Here is a 16284-nt window from a genome sequence, read left to right as displayed (position 1 = left end):
GCGCGACCGAAACACTGGGGCATGGGCGGAGTCTCTCACTCCTCGGTGCGGTCACGCTCGGCCAGGAATCGCTCGAACTCAGCGGCGATCTCGTCGGCGCTGGGCACCTGCTGGCTCTCGTCGGCGGCCATGGTGTCGTACTGCTGCTCCAAGGTCGCGACCAACTCCTGCACCTCGGTCGACTGGGCCATCTCGGCGTTGATGTCGGCCATGTTCGTGGCCGATGCCTCCCCCAGTGATTCCACAGGGACCGCCAGACCGGTCGCGCTGTTGAGCAGCCGAGTCAGTGCCAGCCCGGCCTCGGGGAAGGCGGCCTGGGCCAGATAGTGCGGCACATGTGCGGCGAAGCCCATCGCTTTGCGGTCCAGCTGTCCCAGTCGGTACTCCAGCAGCCCGGTGAAGCTGGCGGGCACCTCAACCCGGTCGATCCAGCTCCGATAGCCCTTGACCAGCTCAGTGTCGGTAGCGTGGGCGGTCGCCATCACCGGGCGGGTATGCGGCACCGCCATCGGGATGCCGTGCAAGGTCACCGTCAGCCGCACGTCCAGCACCTCGATCAACCCGATCACCGCGGCGGCGAGTCGTTCCCACTGCACATCAGGCTCCGGCCCGCTCAGCAGCAGGAACACCTCGCCGTGCTCATCGGTCACCTTGTGCAGCCGCAACTGCAGATCGGCGTACGAGCGCCACTGGTTGGTGTCGTAGATCATCGCGGGCCGCCGGCTGCGGTAGTCGTGCAGCTGGTCATGGTCGAACTCCGCGACCACCTCCGACTCGAGTTGCTCGATCAGGTTGGCGGTCAGGATCCGGCCCGCCTGGCCAGCATCAATGAACCCGTCCAGCTGATGCAGGAGCACCGGACGATGGCCAGCGAGGCCAGCCAGCACATCCTCGTGCACCGTGTAAAGCAGTCGTGGGTCCATCATGAGACCAAACCTACTTGGACGCCGACGTTGCCCCATCCGCACCAGGCGCGTTGTCGCGGTCCGCCGCTGGGCCAGGTGCTAGTGGATCGACGGCTGCCGCTGTCAGGCAGTCGTCGCCGACCTGAATCGTCCGGGCCGGAATCCTGCCGTCAGCGGCGAGACAAAACCGGTGGCGATCTCCTCGGCGAGCAGTTCACCGGTGAGGAGGCCCTGGGTCGCCCCGCTGTGGCTGAAGGCGACGTACAGGCCGGGAATCTCCTCGATCTGGCCGTAGACGGGCTCGCCGTCGGCGGGGACGGGCTTGTAGCCTGATCCGATGTGGTCCAGTTCGAGCCTCGGATGCCCGTCGAGCACCCGGCTGCCCTCTTCCAGCAGTCGCCGGACGACGTCGTCCGGGATCTCGAGAGAGCCGTCGTCGGCGACGATGATCGAGCGCTCGGACCATCCGGAGTCCATGGCGAGGGCACCGTCGACGGTGCGCCTGATGGCGACGTGCGGGGTGTTGAGTGTCGCGGCGAGCGGGGTGTCGAGCGGCTTGGTGAAGGCGACGAACGCGGCCGGGCTGGAGGTGCCGAGGTGAATTCCGAGTTCGTCGAGTTGGCCGGGCACCGACGGTCCGGTGGCCAGCAGCACCGCGTCGGCGCGGAGGTCCGGTCCGGACGCGGTCCGCACGCCTACGGCGCAGCCGCCCTCGACGATCGGGCTGCACCTGCCGGCATCCTCGATCACCACCCCACCTCGCTGGACCACCTCGGCGGCGAGAATCGCGATCACCGACGGCAGGTCCACCCAGCCCTCGCCGGGATTGAAGATCGCCCCCTCGGCGGCGATGGCGGCCGGGTCCACGCCGGGCGCGACCGCGGGGATCTCTTCGGCGCCGACCCAGCGAGTCGGATAGCCGCGCTCGCGCTGCAGGGCGAACAGCTCGCGCAGCGACTCGCCGCCGGCCTCGTCGGCCCACATCAGCCCGCCGGTGAAGCGCAGATAGCGTGCGGATTCGGCATGCTGCGCCGCCCAGGTACGCCAGCGTTCGATGCCGGTGACCCGGATCGAGTAGTACGGCAGCGGCCAGTTCGACGCCGCGTTCAGCCAGGCGAGGGAGCGTCCGGAGGCACCGCTGGCCAGCCGCTGCTCCGTCACCAACGTCACCCGCACACCTCTTCGGGCGAGCTGGGCGGCGGTCGAGGCGCCGAAGATCCCGCCGCCGAGAACCGCGACGTGCCGATACTGCAGAGTGCTCATCCTGGTTTCCTTCGGTTCACGCGATCGAGTGGTCAGCGCCGGGCGGCGCCGGCATGCACACGCTCGATCAGCTCGAGCACGGCAATGGCATCGGCCGGATCGACGGGTACAGGTCCGCCGCGCCGAATCGCGTCAGCGAGCTGGCGGTAGAACGCGCCGTAGTCGCCGCGCTCGGTCGGGACCGCAGTGAGCGTGGGCTCCGCCCCGGCGACACCCCAACGGCTGGGCTCAGCGACCCCGAAGTCAGGGCTGCTCGGCGAGACACCCGCAGCGAGGGCCGCTTCCTGGCCATCGAGACCCCAGACCGTGTAGCCGCCGGCCGCGCCGAGGACCCGGAATCGTGGTCCGAACTGCGGGGTCAGCGAGCTCATCCACAGATGTGAGATCGTCCCCGAGGCATGCTGGAGGGCGAGGAACGCGTCGTCCTCGGCCACTCCGCCCGGACGGCGCACCGCCAGCTCGGCGTACACGTCGGCAACTGGGCCGAACAGACCCAATGCCTGGTCGATCACATGCGTACCGAGGTCATAGAGGATGCCGCCGCCGGTCGCCACGGACGCCTCGATCTTCCACGACTGGCGAGGCGTCGGCTTCCACCACTCGAACCGCGACTCGAACCGGCCGATCGTGCCTAGGACGCCTTCGTCGACGAGTCTGCGCACGGTGAGGTAGTCGCCGTCCCAGCGCCGGTTCTGGAACACGGTCAGCCGGCGCCCCGCCTGGGCGGCGTGCGCGACCAGGGCACGCCCTTCCGCACCGGTCACGGTGAACGGCTTGTCGACCACGACGTCGGTTCCCGCGTCGATCGCGGCCGTGGCCAGTTCCGCATGGGACGCCGGCGGTGAACCGATCACCACCAGATCGAGCTCGCTTGCGCGGGCGAGCAGCTCGTCGATCGTCGAGACGACGGCTGCTCCTGGATGCAGCCGGGCGGCCTCGGCGGCACGGTCGGCATTGCCCGTCACGATCACGTCGAGCGAGTACTCGGGCGACGAGGCGAGGAACGGGCTGTGGAACACCCGCCCCGAGGTGCCGAATCCGACGACAGCGGTGCGGATCACGCCGTCGTGGTGTGGAGTGGGGTCGCTCGTCATCAAATGTCTCCCAGGTCGATGGTTGAGACCGGTGTCACTGCATCCGCACACTATCCCCAAGACCTGGGAGCGTCAACGCGCTCCGCTTGCCGCGACTGTGGACATCGTTGCCGGGATGTGCCACGATGACGGTGGTGATACCGGTATCACCACCCAGCCACCGGATCCATGAAGGGAATCCCAGCCTTGCTCAAGTTCAACGAGGAAGAATTCACAGCTCAGCTCGCGAGCGCCGCAGCGCTCCGGCCCGGGATCGAGGCTTTGGCCGCTCAGCTCGGGGACGGCGTGAAGAACGTCTACTTCCTCGGTGCCGGCGGCTCGTACGCCGAGATGATGCCGTACGCCCTCCTCCTTCAGACGAAGTCGACCCTGCCGGGTGTCGCCGCCGTCGCGCAGGAGTTCATGCTCGTCCCCGACACCGCCTTCGGCGAGGGCTCTGTTGCGGTGTTCGTATCGGCGACCGGCTCCACGCCCGACGTCAACAAGGCCATCGACTGGGCCAAGGCGAAAGGAGCGGTCACCGTCGGCTTCACGGGAGACGCCGACAGCCCGTTCGCCCAGGCACTCGACCACGTCTTCCTCTCCAGCGCCCACTCCTACGACATCCAGCTGCTGCTGCTGGTGACCGGCCTGCTTCAGCGCCGCGGAGAGTTCGCGGACTACGAGAGGTTCGCCGATCAACTCGCGCTGCTGCCGTCGCTGCTGGTCGATGTCGCGAAGCAGGCCGACTCCAAGGCATCGGTCTTCGCCAACAAGCACCGAGACGTCGAGTACCTGTTCGTGGTCGGCTCGGGCAACGTGTGGGGATACGCCTACCTGTACTCGATGTGCGTCCTCGAGGAGTGTCAGTGGCTGCACACCACCCGGGTGCATGCCGCCGAGTTCTTCCACGGCTCACTTGAGCTGATCGAGAAGGACACCACGACGCTGCTCTTCTACGGTGAGGACGAGACCCGCCCGCTGATGGATCGGGTACGCAGCTTCGTCGACCTCTACTGCGACGACGTCACCGTGTTCGACACGGCGGACTACCCACTGGAGGGCATCGACCCGAGCTTCCGCGCGTTGCTCTCGCCGCTGGTGATCGGCACGGCCGCGAGTCGCCTCAGCACCCACCTCGAGCTCGTCCGCAACCACCGGCTGGATGTGCGCCGCTACTACCGCGTCGTCGAATACTGAGATACTGCACGCCGTGAAGGTCCTCGGCTTCGGCGACAACGTCATCGATCGGTTCATCGACCGGAAGATCGACTACCCAGGAGGCAACTGCGTCAACTTCGCCGTGTTCGCCCGAGAACTGGGGGCCGACGCGGCATATATGGGCGTGTTCGGATCGGATGATTCAGGAGCGTTCCTCCGGTCCGAACTCGCCACCCTCGGCCTGGACACCTCGCGTTCGATCGTCCGCGAGGGTGAGACGGGGATCGCGATGGTCGAGGTCGTCGACGGCGAGCGGGAGTTCCGCGGCGGCAACGACGGCGGTGTGACCGTCCGCGAGCCGATCATCCTCGACGAGGCGGACTTGGCGTACGTGGCCGGTTTCGATCTGGTGCACTCCAGCGTCTACTCCACGACCGAGAGTCAGCTGCCGCGGCTGGCCGAGACCGGCGCGCTGGTTGTCTACGACCTGTCCAGTGAGGAGCAGTTCCGCTCGCCTGACTACCTCTCCCCGCTGGCGCCGCACCTCGACCTCGTCCTGCTGTCCTGTTCCGATCTCAGCGAGCAGCAGACGGCGGAGACGCTTCGATCCGTCCTTGCTGCCGGTGCCGGCATGGCGCTCGGCACCCGTGGCGCCGCTGGGGCCCTGCTCCTCCACCGGTCACAGCTCTACCGTGCCGCTGCCGCGCCGCTTGCCGATACCCGGCCCGTCGCCGACACGATGGGCTGTGGCGACGCACTGCTGGCTGCGTTCGTGTGCTCGCTGCTCGAATCCGGCTGGCGCAAGGGCGTGCCGCCGACGCCCAGCGCGATCGAGGCCGCCCTCGCCGCAGGATCGGCTTTCGCGGCCGAGCAGTGCTATGTCTACGGTGCGTTCGGCCACGGGCGCCCGACCCCGCAAACCCGCTAGGATTCGGAGGCATCGCAGCTCGTCACGGTGAAAGGGGAGCGATGTCGTCTCGCCGACCCAGGTCGGTGGCTTCTCCGACCGTGGCCGCGGTGGCCGCGGAGGCGGGGGTTGCCAAGGCGACGGCGGCGCGCACCCTCGGCAACTACGGCGCGGTGAGCCCCGAGGCGCGAGCCCGGGTGCTCGAGGCCGCGGCGCGACTGCGCTACCGGCCGAACAGCCTCGCGCGGAGCATGACGACCGGGGTCACCCACACGATCGGCGTGGTCGTCGCCGATATCGGCAACCCGTTCTTCGCCGGTGTGCTGCGTGGCATCGCCGATGCCTGTGACGCGACGGACTACACCGTGATCGTGATGAGCGCCGACGAGAGCATCGCCAAGGAGAGCTCTGCGATCGGCGTGCTGATGGACAAGCAGGTCGACGGAATAGTCCTCGCCTCTGCCGCGTGGCGGCCGGACCAGACGGCACACATCCAGGAGGCGATGAGCCGCGAGATCCCGATCGTGCTGGTCGACCGCATCGTTCCCGGGCTGGAGCTCGACGCAGTGGTGATCGACAACCGGCAGTCAGCCCGCGATGCCGTCCGGCGCTTCGTCGCGGTCGGTCACCGCAGGATCGCGTTCGTCTGGGGGCCTTCGGCTCCCGAGCGGCCGCTGGAGCGGGAGCGACTGCTGTCGGTGACCGATACGTGGCTGTGGAGTTCAGCTGAGCGGCTGCGCGGATACTTCGACGCGCTCGACGAGGCCGGCATCGTGTTCGATCCGCTGCTGGTGAGCAACTGCCGGCTCAATGAGGCGGCCACGGTCGATTCTGTCCGCGCCATGCTCGCCCTCCCCGACCCTCCGACTGCTGTGCTGACCACCGAGACCACAGCCACGGTCGGCGTGCTGCGCGCGACTCGGGACTCCCGCTTCGCTTATCCCGGCGACATCTCGGTGATCGGATTCGACGACAGTTCCTGGGCCAGTGTGATGGAGCCGCCGCTGACGATGATCGCCCAGCCGATGCGCGAGCTCGGCCGGGTGGCCGCCGAGCTTGCGTTCGCGCGGATCGGCGGCGATCGCGGAGACGCCGCGGTCGAGACGCTGCCGGCGACATTCAACTCCCGTGCCTCGGTCACGGCTCCGAGACCGCAGGTGAGTCTCAGCGACGACGACGGACGTTGAACCCGAGCATTGCGCCGCGGTGGTAGTCCTCGGCGAGCAGCACCCGGCGGCCGGTACGGGTCAGGCAGGTCTCGGTGACCAGCAGCCACGGACCCAGGCCGGTCAGCCGATGCCGGTCGGCGATCTCGGCGGGTAGTTCGACAGCGCTGATCCGTGCCACCGAGGTGGTGACCTCCCGGCCGTGGGCCGCGAGAGCTCCGGTCAGGGATGTCGACCAGTCCCGGTGGCCGAGCGGTCCGGGCAGCGCGTCCCGCAGCAGATGGTCGATGCTGAACACCAGTGGCTGGTCGTCGCCGTAGCGCAGCCGCTCCAGACGGATCAGCGGCGTACCGAGTTCGACCGCCAGGCTCTGCGCCTGCTGCTGGTCGGCAGCCACCTCTGCCACCGAGAACACCGACGTCGTCACCCGGTAGCCGAGTCTGGTCAGCATCTCGGCAACTCCCTCGTAGCGGGTGATCGGCCGTTCCACGATGTCGGCGGCCAGCGCGGAGACGAACCGGCCCTTGCCTTGCACGGCGTCGACCAGGCCCTCCTCCTCCAGCCGCTTGAGTGCCTCCCGGACCGTTGAGCGAGCAACCTCGAACCGCTCGGCCAGCCGGGTCTCGGTGGGCAGGCGGTCGCCCGGGCCCAACCCGTCATCGGCGATCAGTCGGGCGATCGCCTCGCGCAGCGAGAGCGCCGTCATTGCGGGAACCCACCCAGGTGCCCGCAGGTGCTGGCTGCGGCCCGCGTACCAGCTTCCAACGCGTCCGGCACGGGCGCCAGGTCGAGCCGGGCGGCGATGAACCCGGCGATGAAGCTGTCCCCCGCACCAGTGGTATCGACCACCTCGGCCGGCGTCGCCGCGCATCGCCAGCTCTGACCTCCAGTGCAAGCCAGGACTCCTAAGGCGCCCATGGTGACCACGGCCAGCGCGGCACCACCGGTGAGCGCCTCCTCAGCGGCATGCTGCGCACCGGGCTCGTCCTCACCGACCGAACAGAAGGCCACATCCAGGTTCGCGAACCCCGACGACACGGCACAGTCCTGGCTGATCGTGACGCGCGGGTTCAGCGTTCGCAGCCGAGCCACCAGCGCAGCCGCCTGCGGCACCATCCCGAGGTGCACCCAGTCGTGGCCGGCGATCAGGTCGAGGTCTGCAGCCGAGGGACAGTAGCCGGCTGTGACGCCGAAGTCCTCGCGCTCGAACACGCGATCGCCATCGGTGGTCAGCCGGATCTCGGTGAGGGCGGTCGAGCCCTCCGCGACGACGAGTCCCGCGGTCCCCACCCCGTGGCCATCGAGCGCATCGGCGATCAACCGGCCATCCTCATCCGCCCCGACCGCCCCGAAGTAGCTGACCGGCGAGCCGAGCAGCCGAAGCTGCACGGCCACGTTCACGGCGTTGCCCCCGATCAGGAGCGGCCCGCCCAGGTAGCGGTCGATGGTGTTGTCGCCGACCGCGGCGACCCGTCGCACCTCAGTAGTCCAGCCGGCGATAGTAGCGACGCGTGGTGAGCGGATGGTCACGCAGCACCTCCAGGTGAGCGCTGACCCGTTCGAGCACGGTCGCGATCAGCACGTGCGGGATCAGGGCGCGAACCTGCGGGGAGACCCCGGGGAGTGCGAACTCGGCCGTGTCGATGACGGTCATCCGGTCCGTGACCGACGGTAGCCAGCGCTCGACGCGCTCGACCAGCGGGCGCGATGCGTCGTCGCCCTTGAACACCAAGACGCTGACACCTGCCTCCACCAGCTCGAGCGTGCCATGGAAGAAGTCCGACGCGTGTACGGGGCGGGTCCGGATCCACTGCATCTCTTCCAGGATGCAGGTGCCGTAGTACCAGGCCTCGGTCCACGCCGGTCCGGCAGCGGTCAGGATGTGGTAGTCGTCGTGCTGGATCGTCTGGGCGATGGCGGCAGCCCTCGGCTCGAAAGCCTTCTTGATCTCGACCAGCAGACCCGGAAGCCGAGTCAGTTCCGCCAGCGTGGCCTCGAGCTCCTCGTACCGGCCAAGACCGTTCAGCAGCGTCAGCGCGATCACCAGGGACTGCAGATAGAAGGACTCCGAGGAGGTGTCGTCCTCGGCGAACGCGGTGAAGGTGTAGTCCGCCTGGGTGGCGACCGGTGAGTCCTGGTGCGCGGTGAGGCTGATCACCCGGGCACCTCGCTGCTGCGCGTAGTCCAGCACGGCCACGGCTTCCCGGGTCGTGCCCGACAGCGACGGGATGACCACGATGGACCGCGAACCGAGGTTGGCCGACCCCACGGCAACGAGTTCGGCCGCGTTCTCCAGATACACCGGGAAGTCGCAGCGGCGGGCGATCAGCTGCGCCGCGGGCTCCATCAGCTTGCCGGCACCGCCGGCACCGAGGAAGAAGAGATTCTCCGCTCCCTCGGCCCGCAAGGTTTCGACCACCTGCTGCAGCGGACGGCTGAGGGCGAGGGCTCCGTTCTGGATCCGTAGGAATCGGTCGGCGTCGAAGTTGAGCAACTGAGTGGTCCTCCGTGGTGTCTGATAGCGGACCGGGTCCGGGCCGCAGAAGTTGTCCGACAACAAGTATGAATAGTCGGATGATAGAGGTCAACCACGCCATCCACCGATCCCTGGGCATTCAGACTCTTGCCAGGATCAGCTGATGTGGTTAGGCTCACGCCCACACAGATACCGGTCTCAACGCGGGTCCTGAAGCCTGGCGCCGCGGCGAATGGCCACCAGCTACGGAAGGGTTCGGTCTGAACATGAGGACAACACGTTGGAAGGCCGTCGTCGCTGCGGCGGCCAGTGTCGTGCTACTGGCGGCCGGCTGCGGGGCGCCAGCACCGGGAGGCGGATCATCGGATCCGGTGGACCTGAGTCAGGTCGACTACAGCGGCACCATCTCCATGGTCAACAAGTTCTCCGACCCGAATGTCTCGAAGTACTTCCCGGCGATGGCGGAGGAGTTCGAGAAGGCGCATCCTGGGGTCACGGTCGAGGTCCAGCAGGAGTCCGACCAGGGTTACAAGGACAAGATCAAGGTGCTCGCGTCCTCCAACAGCATCCCCGACATCTACTTCGCCTGGCCCGGCTCGTATGCCAAGCAGTTCGTCGACGCAGGGCTGGCGATCGATCTCACCTCCGTGCTGGGCGAAGGCACCGAGTGGAATCAGACCCTGGTGCCGAGCGCGGTCGGCGCCGGTGTGTTCGACGGCAAGAACTACGGCGTGCCGGTCGATCTCGACGCGAAGTTCATGTTCTACAACAAGAAGATCTTCGCCGACAACGGCTTGTCGGTGCCGACCACGTTCGAGGAACTGCTCAGCACCTGCCAGGCCTTGAAGTCGAAGGACATCACACCGGTGAGCTTCGGGAACAAGAACGGGTGGCCGGCTCTGCACTACGTGACGCAGCTGAATGCGTACAACGTGCCACCCGAGACGCTGGCGAACGACTACACCGCGGAGAAGGGGTCCTTCACCGACCCAGGCTACGTCACCGCGCTGGCGCAGTTCAGGCAGCTGGTCGACGAGTGCACGACCGTGAGCAAGACCGGCAACGGCATCGATCACAACGACGCGAATGTCGCGTTCGCCAGCGGCAAGTCGGCGATGATGTACCTGGAGTCCCTGGAGATCGGGGATCTGAAGGACACCAAGCTCGACAAGGACGGCTACGGACTCTTCCAGCTGCCGGCCGCCAGCGACGCCAAGGGCGATCCCACCTCGCTGGTGGGCGCGCCTGACCTCTTCATGGTCAACCCCAGCTCGAAGAACCCCGGCCTTGCGGTCGAGTTCTTGAAGTTCGTCGTGTCGAAGGAAGGTGCGGCGAAGATGCCCGAGCTGATGCACGGGTACCCGAGCCCGGTCAAGGACTCGCTCGACCCCAAGACCACCGATCCACATGTCATCGAAGCAATGGACAAGCTGGGTAAGGCATCGAGTCTCGCGATCTGGCTCGACACCGTGACCTCTCCTCAGGTGGCCCAGACGTATCTCGCCGGCGGTGAAGCACTGGTGGGCGGCAGCGGTACGCCGGAGAGCGTGATGAAGTCGGTGCAGCAGACGGCTGCCGGTTCATAGCATGAGCAGTGTCACCGACACCGAAGCGCCGCTCGCTCCCGAGAGCCGTCGATCGGACAAGTCCGCGAAGCGCCGGAGGATCCTCGGCTGGCGCTCGTTCATCTGGGTCGTCCCTGGCCTGCTGCTGATCGGCGTCTTCGTCTACTACCCGCTGGTGCAGAACATCTACCTGAGCTTCTTCCAGTGGTCGGTGTTCAAGCCGACGCCGGCCTTCGTCGGCGCCGCGAACTACATCAAGGCGGTGGGCGATCCGATCTTCTGGCGGTCGATCTTCAACAACACCGCGTACGCAGTCGTGTCGCTGGTCTTCCAGGTGGTCGGTGCCCTCATCATCGCCGCGCTGGTGGAAGGCTTCGTCCGCAAGCGCGGCGGCCTGCTCCGGGCGATCTACTTCATCCCGTCCGCGATCTCGCTCACCGTGGCCGGCCTGCTGTTCTACTTCATCTACCAGCCGGACAGCGGGCTGCTGAACGAGTTCCTCCGCATCGTCGGGCTCGGAAACTTCGCGCAGGCCTGGCTCGGTCAGGAGTCGACGGCGATCTGGGCGATCATCGTGATGAGCCAGTGGCAGAGCTTCGGCTACACCACGCTGCTCTACTCGGTCGCGATCCAGCGGATTCCGAAGGAGCTCTACGAGGCCGCCGACCTCGACGGAGTCGGCGCGCTCGGCCGGATCTGGCACATCACGACCCCACTGGTCCGGGAGATGAGCACACTGCTGATCATCGTCACCATGACCGGGGCATTCCAGGTGTTCAACGAGGTGATGGTGATGACGGCCGGCGGGCCGAACAACAGCAGCCAGGTGCTGGGCACCCGGCTGTACGACGCGGGCTTCATCAACAACGACTTCGGCTATGCGGCGGCCATCGCCACCGTGCTGTTCCTGATCACGACGATGCTCGCCGTCGTGCAGCTGTGGATCTCTCGGAGGAGGCGAGTGGAATGGTGACCGCGACCATCAATCGAAGGGTGACCAGGCTCGGCTTCGCCGGAATCGTGCTGCGGTTGCTGATCTGGGGCATCCTGGCGATGGCGGTGCTGATCGTGGTCATCCCGTTGCTGTGGATGCTGATGAGCAGCCTGAAGGTCAACCAGGAGTTCCTCGCCGACCCCTTCGGGCTGCCGACCACGATGTTCTGGCAGAACTATGTGGATGCCTGGAATCTCGGCGTCGGCCAGTACATGTGGAACAGCGTGGTCGTCACCATCGTTTCCATCACCGCCACCACGCTGATCAGTGCCTGGGCGGCGTTCGGCCTGACCAAGCTGACGATCCCGTTCTCGCAGCCGGTGCTCTTCCTGATCGTCGGTGGCATGATGCTCTCCCCTACCGTGGCGCTGATCCCGTTGCTGCGCATCCTTCAGTCGCTGGGGATCTACGACTCCCTGCTGGGTCTGACCGTGCTCTACACCGCGTTCCGGATCCCCTTCACCACGTTCCTGATCCGCTCCTACATGGTGGATCTGCCATTCGAGGTCGACGAGGCCGCCCGGCTGGACGGCTGCTCCCGGGCGCAGCAGTTCTGGCGCGTCGTGCTGCCGATGTCGATGCCGATCATCGTGTCCGCGATCATCCTGAACTGCCTGTTCGCCTGGAACGAATACCTGTTCGCCTTCATCTTCGTCAGCAGCACCGACACCATGACCCTGCCGGTCGGGCTGGCGAGCCTGGCCGGAAAACTGTCCACGAACTACCCGATGATCTTCGCCGGCATGACCCTGGCGTCGGCCCCGATGATCGTGGCCTTCTTCGCCGCCCAGCGGTTCTTCGTCCGCGGTCTGGCCGAGGGCATCGGGAAGTAGCACGGGCAGGTTCGGCTCAGTCCCAGAGCCGGCCGCGCGCCGCGGCGATCGCCGTCATGACTCGCTTCTCCGATACCGATACCCTGGTTCGCAGATTCTGCGCGAACAGGCTGACCCGGAGCTCTTCCAGCAGCCAGCCGATCTGGTCCAAGTCATCGGGCAACGGTCCGGCTGGTGCCAGGTCACAGACGGCGGCATACGCGTCCTCGCAGCGTCCGATCACCTCGGCTCCTCGCTGGTCACGCGCCGGGGACGACAACAACGCGGTGATCCGCTGCTCGGCGGCCGTCAGATAGCGCGGCAGGTCGGCCAGGTGCTCGTACGGGGTCGCGGCCACGAATCCGGCGAAGACGAGGTTGCCGACCTGCTCGGAGATGTCCTCGGCCGCCGCCGGGCTGACGGCCGCTGCCCGCGGCAGCGAACGGAGCACCTGCTGGCGAAGCGCGAGGGTTCGGGCGACCACGCTGACGATCGAGCGCATCTGGTCGGCGTTGTCGACCCGGACCGTGTCGCACAGCCGCCGGAAGGCCTGCTCGTCACGGGTCTCCTCACCCTCGGCTCTCCGAATCAGCTCCCCGACCGAGGCGAGCCGGGCGTCGGCCAGCAGCGCCGGCACCGAGTCGTACGGGCCGGTGCCCAGCGACAGCTTGTCGGCGTTGCCGAGATGGGAGATCACCCACTTGGTCGGGTCCGGGGTCTGCAGTTGGACCAGTCGACGCAGGCCGCGCCGGTGGCTGCTGCGCTGTCGATCCGAACTCTCGGCCACCAGCAGCCCGACGGTGGATCCTTCGTCGACCAGCGCTGGGTAACCGATCACCTGGTGCCCGGCTCTTCTCAGCTCGACAGTCGGCGCGATCGTGCCGAACACCCAGTCGGTCGCACCTCGGTGAGTATGCTCGGCGGCCGCCCGGCTCAGTGTCTGCTGCACCTTCGGCGCCAGCTGTTCGGCCAACGCGCCGAGATCCTTGCCGACCGCCACCTCACCCCCCGTGCCAGACGACGAGTCGCTGACGATCACGAAGGTGATCCGCAGGTGCGCCGGCACCCGGTCCAGGTCGATGTCGGCAGGTTCGACCCGCTCGCCGGTCAGACCACGGACGGCCCGGGCCAGGGCCTGCGGGAGCGACTCCCGGACACCACCGGGCGCCGGGTGCTCGGCCAGCCAACGCAACGCGCGGGATGCGTACTCCGGCGCTGGGACGAGGGACTTGCGGATGGTCTTCGGCAGAGCGCGGATCAACTCGGTGACCAGCTCAATCCGCATCCCCGGTACCTGCCAGGAGAACGGCACGTCGTCGACCTGGTTAAGGATCGCCAGCGGAATGGTGACGCTCACCCCGTCGCGAGGATCGCCCGGCGAGAACCGGTAGCCGACCGCCAGCTCGTGCTCGGCGCCCGGACTCGACACCCCAGTCCCGGGAGACCAGGTCCAGTGATCGGGAAACGCCGCCCCGCCACCGGTCGGATCGGCGATCACCAGGTCATCGATGGTCATGGTGAGCAGGTCTGGTTGCTGCTGTCGGACGTCGCGCCACCACCGGTCGAAGTGGGCGCCCGAGGTCACCTCAGCCGGCACGCGAGCGTCGTAGAAGTCGTAGATGACCTGGTCGTCGACCACCAGGTCCCGGCGCCGGGTGCGCTCCTCCAGCTCGGCCGCTTCGCGGCGGAGCCGTTGGTTGGCTTCGAAGAATCGGTGCCGGGTCCGCCACTGGCCCTCGACCAAGGCCGAGCGCAGGAAGATCTCCCGGGCTTCGATCGGGTTCACCTTGGCGTAGGCGACCCGGCGACCGGCGACGATCGGCACCCCGAACAGACTGACCGTCTCGTACGCTAGCACGGCCGCCTGCCTGCTCGACCAGTGCGGCTCGGCGTAGCTGCGCTTGAGCAGGTGCCGACCGACCTCCTCGACCTGGCCGGCGGTGATCGGGGCGACCGTGCGGGCCCACAGCCGGGTGGTCTCGACGATCTCGGCGGCCATCACCAGGGGTGGCTGGGTCTTGGCCAGCGACGAGCCGGGGTTGATCGCGAACCGGGTGCCGCGCGCACCCAGATATTCCCGCAGCGGTGCCCTGCCGCGGCGCCGTTGGCCCTGGGCCGGCTTCTCCTCGCGCAGGTCGGCCAGTCCGATCTGGGACAGCAGCCCGGTCAGGATGGCGGTGTGCACGCGTTCGATCGGAGCCGGTGCGTGGTTGCGCTGCAGCTTCAGGTCCCGGGCGATGTCCCGCAGTTGGCCGTGCAGGTCCTGCCACTCCCGGATCCGGAGGAAGTGCAGGTACTCGTCCCGGCACATCCGCCGGAAGGCGTTGCCGGACAGGGTCTTCTGCTGGCTGCGCAGGTAGTCCCAAAGTCGCAGATAGGCCTGGAAGTCGCTGCCGTCCGGATCGGGAGCTGCCGCTTTCGCATCACCGGTCTTGTTGTCGTCGGCGCCCGCGTCACCCGAAGGCAGCGGCGCCCAGAAGCGCCGGTGCAGTGCTTCGGCCTTGTCCCGGTCCTCTGCCGGCCGTTCTCGCGGATCCTGGATCGACAGGCCGGCCACGATGATCATCACCTCGGCCAGGCATCCCAGTCGTTCGCCGGCCAGCAGCATCCGGCCCATCCGCGGGTCCACCGGGATCTGTGCCAGCCGGCGACCGATCCCGGTCAGTCGGGGCCGCTCCCCCAAGCCGGAGGACAGGGCACCCAGCTCGATCAGCAACCGCAGGCCGTCGTTGATCTGGCTGGCGTCCGGTGCCTCGACGAACGGAAAAGTCGCGATCGCACCCAGATCGGCGGCAGTCATCTGCAAGATCACCGAGGCCAGGTTGGTGCGCAAGATCTCCGGCTCGGTGAACTCCGGCCGGCCCGCGAAGTCCTCCTCGTCGTAGAGCCGGATGCAGACACCCGGCGCCACTCGGCCGCAGCGACCGGCCCTCTGGTTGGCCGAGGCCTGCGAGACCGGCTCGATCGGCAGCCGCTGCACCTTGGTTCGCGCCGAATAGCGGGAGATCCGGGCCATCCCGGGATCGACCACGTACCGGATGCCGGGCACCGTCAAGGAGGTCTCGGCCACATTAGTGGCCAGCACGATCCGGCGGCCGGTGTGGGAGGTGAACACCCGATGCTGCTCGGCGGCGGACAGCCGGGCATACAGCGGCAGTACCTCGGTCCGCGGCAGGCTCATCGCCGTGATCGCCTCCGCAGCGTCGCGGATCTCCCGCTCGCCGGAGCAGAACACCAGGATGTCGCCGTCGCCGAGGGAGCTGAGCTCGGTGATCGCCGCACAGATGCCGCCGACTTGATCGGCCTCACCATCGCTGAGCAGCGGCCGGTAGCGGATCTCGACCGGATAGGTACGGCCGGACACCTCGATGATCGGCGCGCTTGTCCCGTCGGGGCCAGCGAAGTGCGCCGCGAATCGGTCGGTGTCGATGGTCGCCGAAGTGATGATGAGCTTGAGATCCGGCCGTCTGGGCAGCAGGACCTTCAGATAACCCAGCAGGAAGTCGATGTTGAGGCTGCGCTCGTGCGCCTCGTCGATGATGATCGTGTCGTAGCGGCGCAGATCCCGATCGTGGCTGATCTCGGCCAGCAGCACGCCGTCGGTCATGATCTTGAGCCGGGTCTCGGCGGAGGCTTTACGGGTGAACCTGACCTGATAGCCGACGATGTCGCCCAGCGGAGTGTGCAGTTCCTCCGCAACTCGCTCCGCGACACTGCGGGCCGCGATCCGGCGGGGTTGGGTATGGCCGATGGACCTCCGACCCAGCTCCAGGCAGACCTTGGGCAGCTGGGTGGTCTTGCCGGATCCGGTCTCGCCGGCGATCACCACCACCTGGTTCTCGGCGATGGTCCGGGCGATCTCGTCGTGCCACAGACTGATCGGCAACACCGGATCGTACGTGATCGGCTTCGTCAGACCCGGAACGACGACACTGAGCACCTCCGGACCGGACACTTAGCCG

Annotated in this window: 13 protein-coding genes; 6 read left to right on the top strand and 7 right to left on the bottom strand. The window is 67.5% G+C overall.

What is annotated here, in order from left to right; all coding sequences use genetic code 11:
- Positions 1–35: 35 nt before the first annotated feature.
- The 3 genes from MLP_RS10570 to MLP_RS10560 form a co-directional block, all read right to left on the bottom strand.
- The gene (locus tag MLP_RS10570; RefSeq protein WP_013863072.1) at positions 36–926 is read right to left on the bottom strand and encodes a proteasome assembly chaperone family protein; all 891 of its coding nucleotides are present in this window, start codon (positions 924–926) and stop codon (positions 36–38) included.
- A gap of 102 nt (positions 927–1028) precedes the next feature.
- Positions 1029–2168: an NAD(P)/FAD-dependent oxidoreductase gene (locus MLP_RS10565; RefSeq protein ID WP_013863071.1), complete on the bottom strand. Its 1140-nt coding sequence runs from the start codon at positions 2166–2168 to the stop codon at positions 1029–1031.
- Positions 2169–2200: 32 nt separating this feature from the next.
- Positions 2201–3262 (bottom strand): Gfo/Idh/MocA family protein, encoded by a 1062-nt coding sequence (locus MLP_RS10560; RefSeq protein ID WP_013863070.1) that lies wholly within the window; start codon positions 3260–3262, stop codon positions 2201–2203.
- Positions 3263–3430: 168 nt separating this feature from the next.
- On the opposite strand from MLP_RS10560, the gene MLP_RS10555 reads away from it, so the two are divergent.
- From MLP_RS10555 to MLP_RS10545, 3 genes are all read left to right on the top strand, one after another.
- Positions 3431–4441, top strand: a complete 1011-nt coding sequence (locus tag MLP_RS10555; RefSeq protein WP_013863069.1) for an SIS domain-containing protein — start codon at positions 3431–3433, stop codon at positions 4439–4441.
- A gap of 13 nt (positions 4442–4454) precedes the next feature.
- Positions 4455–5330, top strand: coding sequence for a PfkB family carbohydrate kinase (locus tag MLP_RS10550; protein ID WP_013863068.1), 876 nt, complete (start codon positions 4455–4457; stop codon positions 5328–5330).
- 65 nt (positions 5331–5395) lie between these two features.
- Complete coding sequence (locus tag MLP_RS10545; RefSeq protein ID WP_172641561.1) at positions 5396–6496, top strand: LacI family DNA-binding transcriptional regulator; 1101 nt, start codon at positions 5396–5398, stop codon at positions 6494–6496.
- On the opposite strand, the gene MLP_RS10540 is transcribed toward MLP_RS10545, so the two are convergent.
- From MLP_RS10540 to MLP_RS10530, 3 genes are read right to left on the bottom strand one after another with little or no spacing between them, the layout of a single operon-like run.
- The gene (locus tag MLP_RS10540) at positions 6474–7181 is read right to left on the bottom strand and encodes a GntR family transcriptional regulator (protein ID WP_013863066.1); all 708 of its coding nucleotides are present in this window, start codon (positions 7179–7181) and stop codon (positions 6474–6476) included. The two genes, MLP_RS10545 and MLP_RS10540, sit on opposite strands and share 23 nt — an antisense overlap.
- Positions 7178–7954, bottom strand: a complete 777-nt coding sequence (locus MLP_RS10535) for a PfkB family carbohydrate kinase (protein WP_013863065.1) — start codon at positions 7952–7954, stop codon at positions 7178–7180. The genes MLP_RS10540 and MLP_RS10535 overlap by 4 nt, the downstream gene beginning before the upstream one ends.
- Position 7955: 1 nt before the next feature.
- Positions 7956–9035, bottom strand: coding sequence for an SIS domain-containing protein (locus MLP_RS10530; protein WP_197536541.1), 1080 nt, complete (start codon positions 9033–9035; stop codon positions 7956–7958).
- A 182-nt stretch (positions 9036–9217) separates the two neighbouring features.
- Here MLP_RS10530 and MLP_RS10525 point away from each other — a divergent pair, with 182 nt between their 5' ends.
- Genes MLP_RS10525 through MLP_RS10515 form a run of 3 tightly spaced genes read left to right on the top strand, consistent with a single transcriptional unit; the run spans position 9218 to position 12343 of the window.
- Positions 9218–10537, top strand: a complete 1320-nt coding sequence (locus MLP_RS10525; RefSeq protein WP_041789949.1) for an ABC transporter substrate-binding protein — start codon at positions 9218–9220, stop codon at positions 10535–10537.
- Position 10538: 1 nt separating this feature from the next.
- Complete coding sequence (locus tag MLP_RS10520) at positions 10539–11489, top strand: carbohydrate ABC transporter permease (protein WP_013863062.1); 951 nt, start codon at positions 10539–10541, stop codon at positions 11487–11489.
- Positions 11483–12343: a carbohydrate ABC transporter permease gene (locus MLP_RS10515; protein ID WP_013863061.1), complete on the top strand. Its 861-nt coding sequence runs from the start codon at positions 11483–11485 to the stop codon at positions 12341–12343. The genes MLP_RS10520 and MLP_RS10515 overlap by 7 nt, the downstream gene beginning before the upstream one ends.
- A gap of 16 nt (positions 12344–12359) precedes the next feature.
- Here MLP_RS10515 and hrpA read toward each other — a convergent pair whose 3' ends face one another.
- Positions 12360–16277 (bottom strand): ATP-dependent RNA helicase HrpA, encoded by a 3918-nt coding sequence (hrpA, locus tag MLP_RS10510; RefSeq protein ID WP_013863060.1) that lies wholly within the window; start codon positions 16275–16277, stop codon positions 12360–12362.
- Positions 16278–16284: the final 7 nt, after the last annotated feature.

The organism is Microlunatus phosphovorus NM-1 (assembly GCF_000270245.1).
GTDB lineage: Bacteria > Actinomycetota > Actinomycetes > Propionibacteriales > Propionibacteriaceae > Microlunatus > Microlunatus phosphovorus.
The sequence above is the reverse complement of the archived record's forward strand: the minus strand, read 5'-3'. Positions and strand labels throughout refer to the sequence as shown.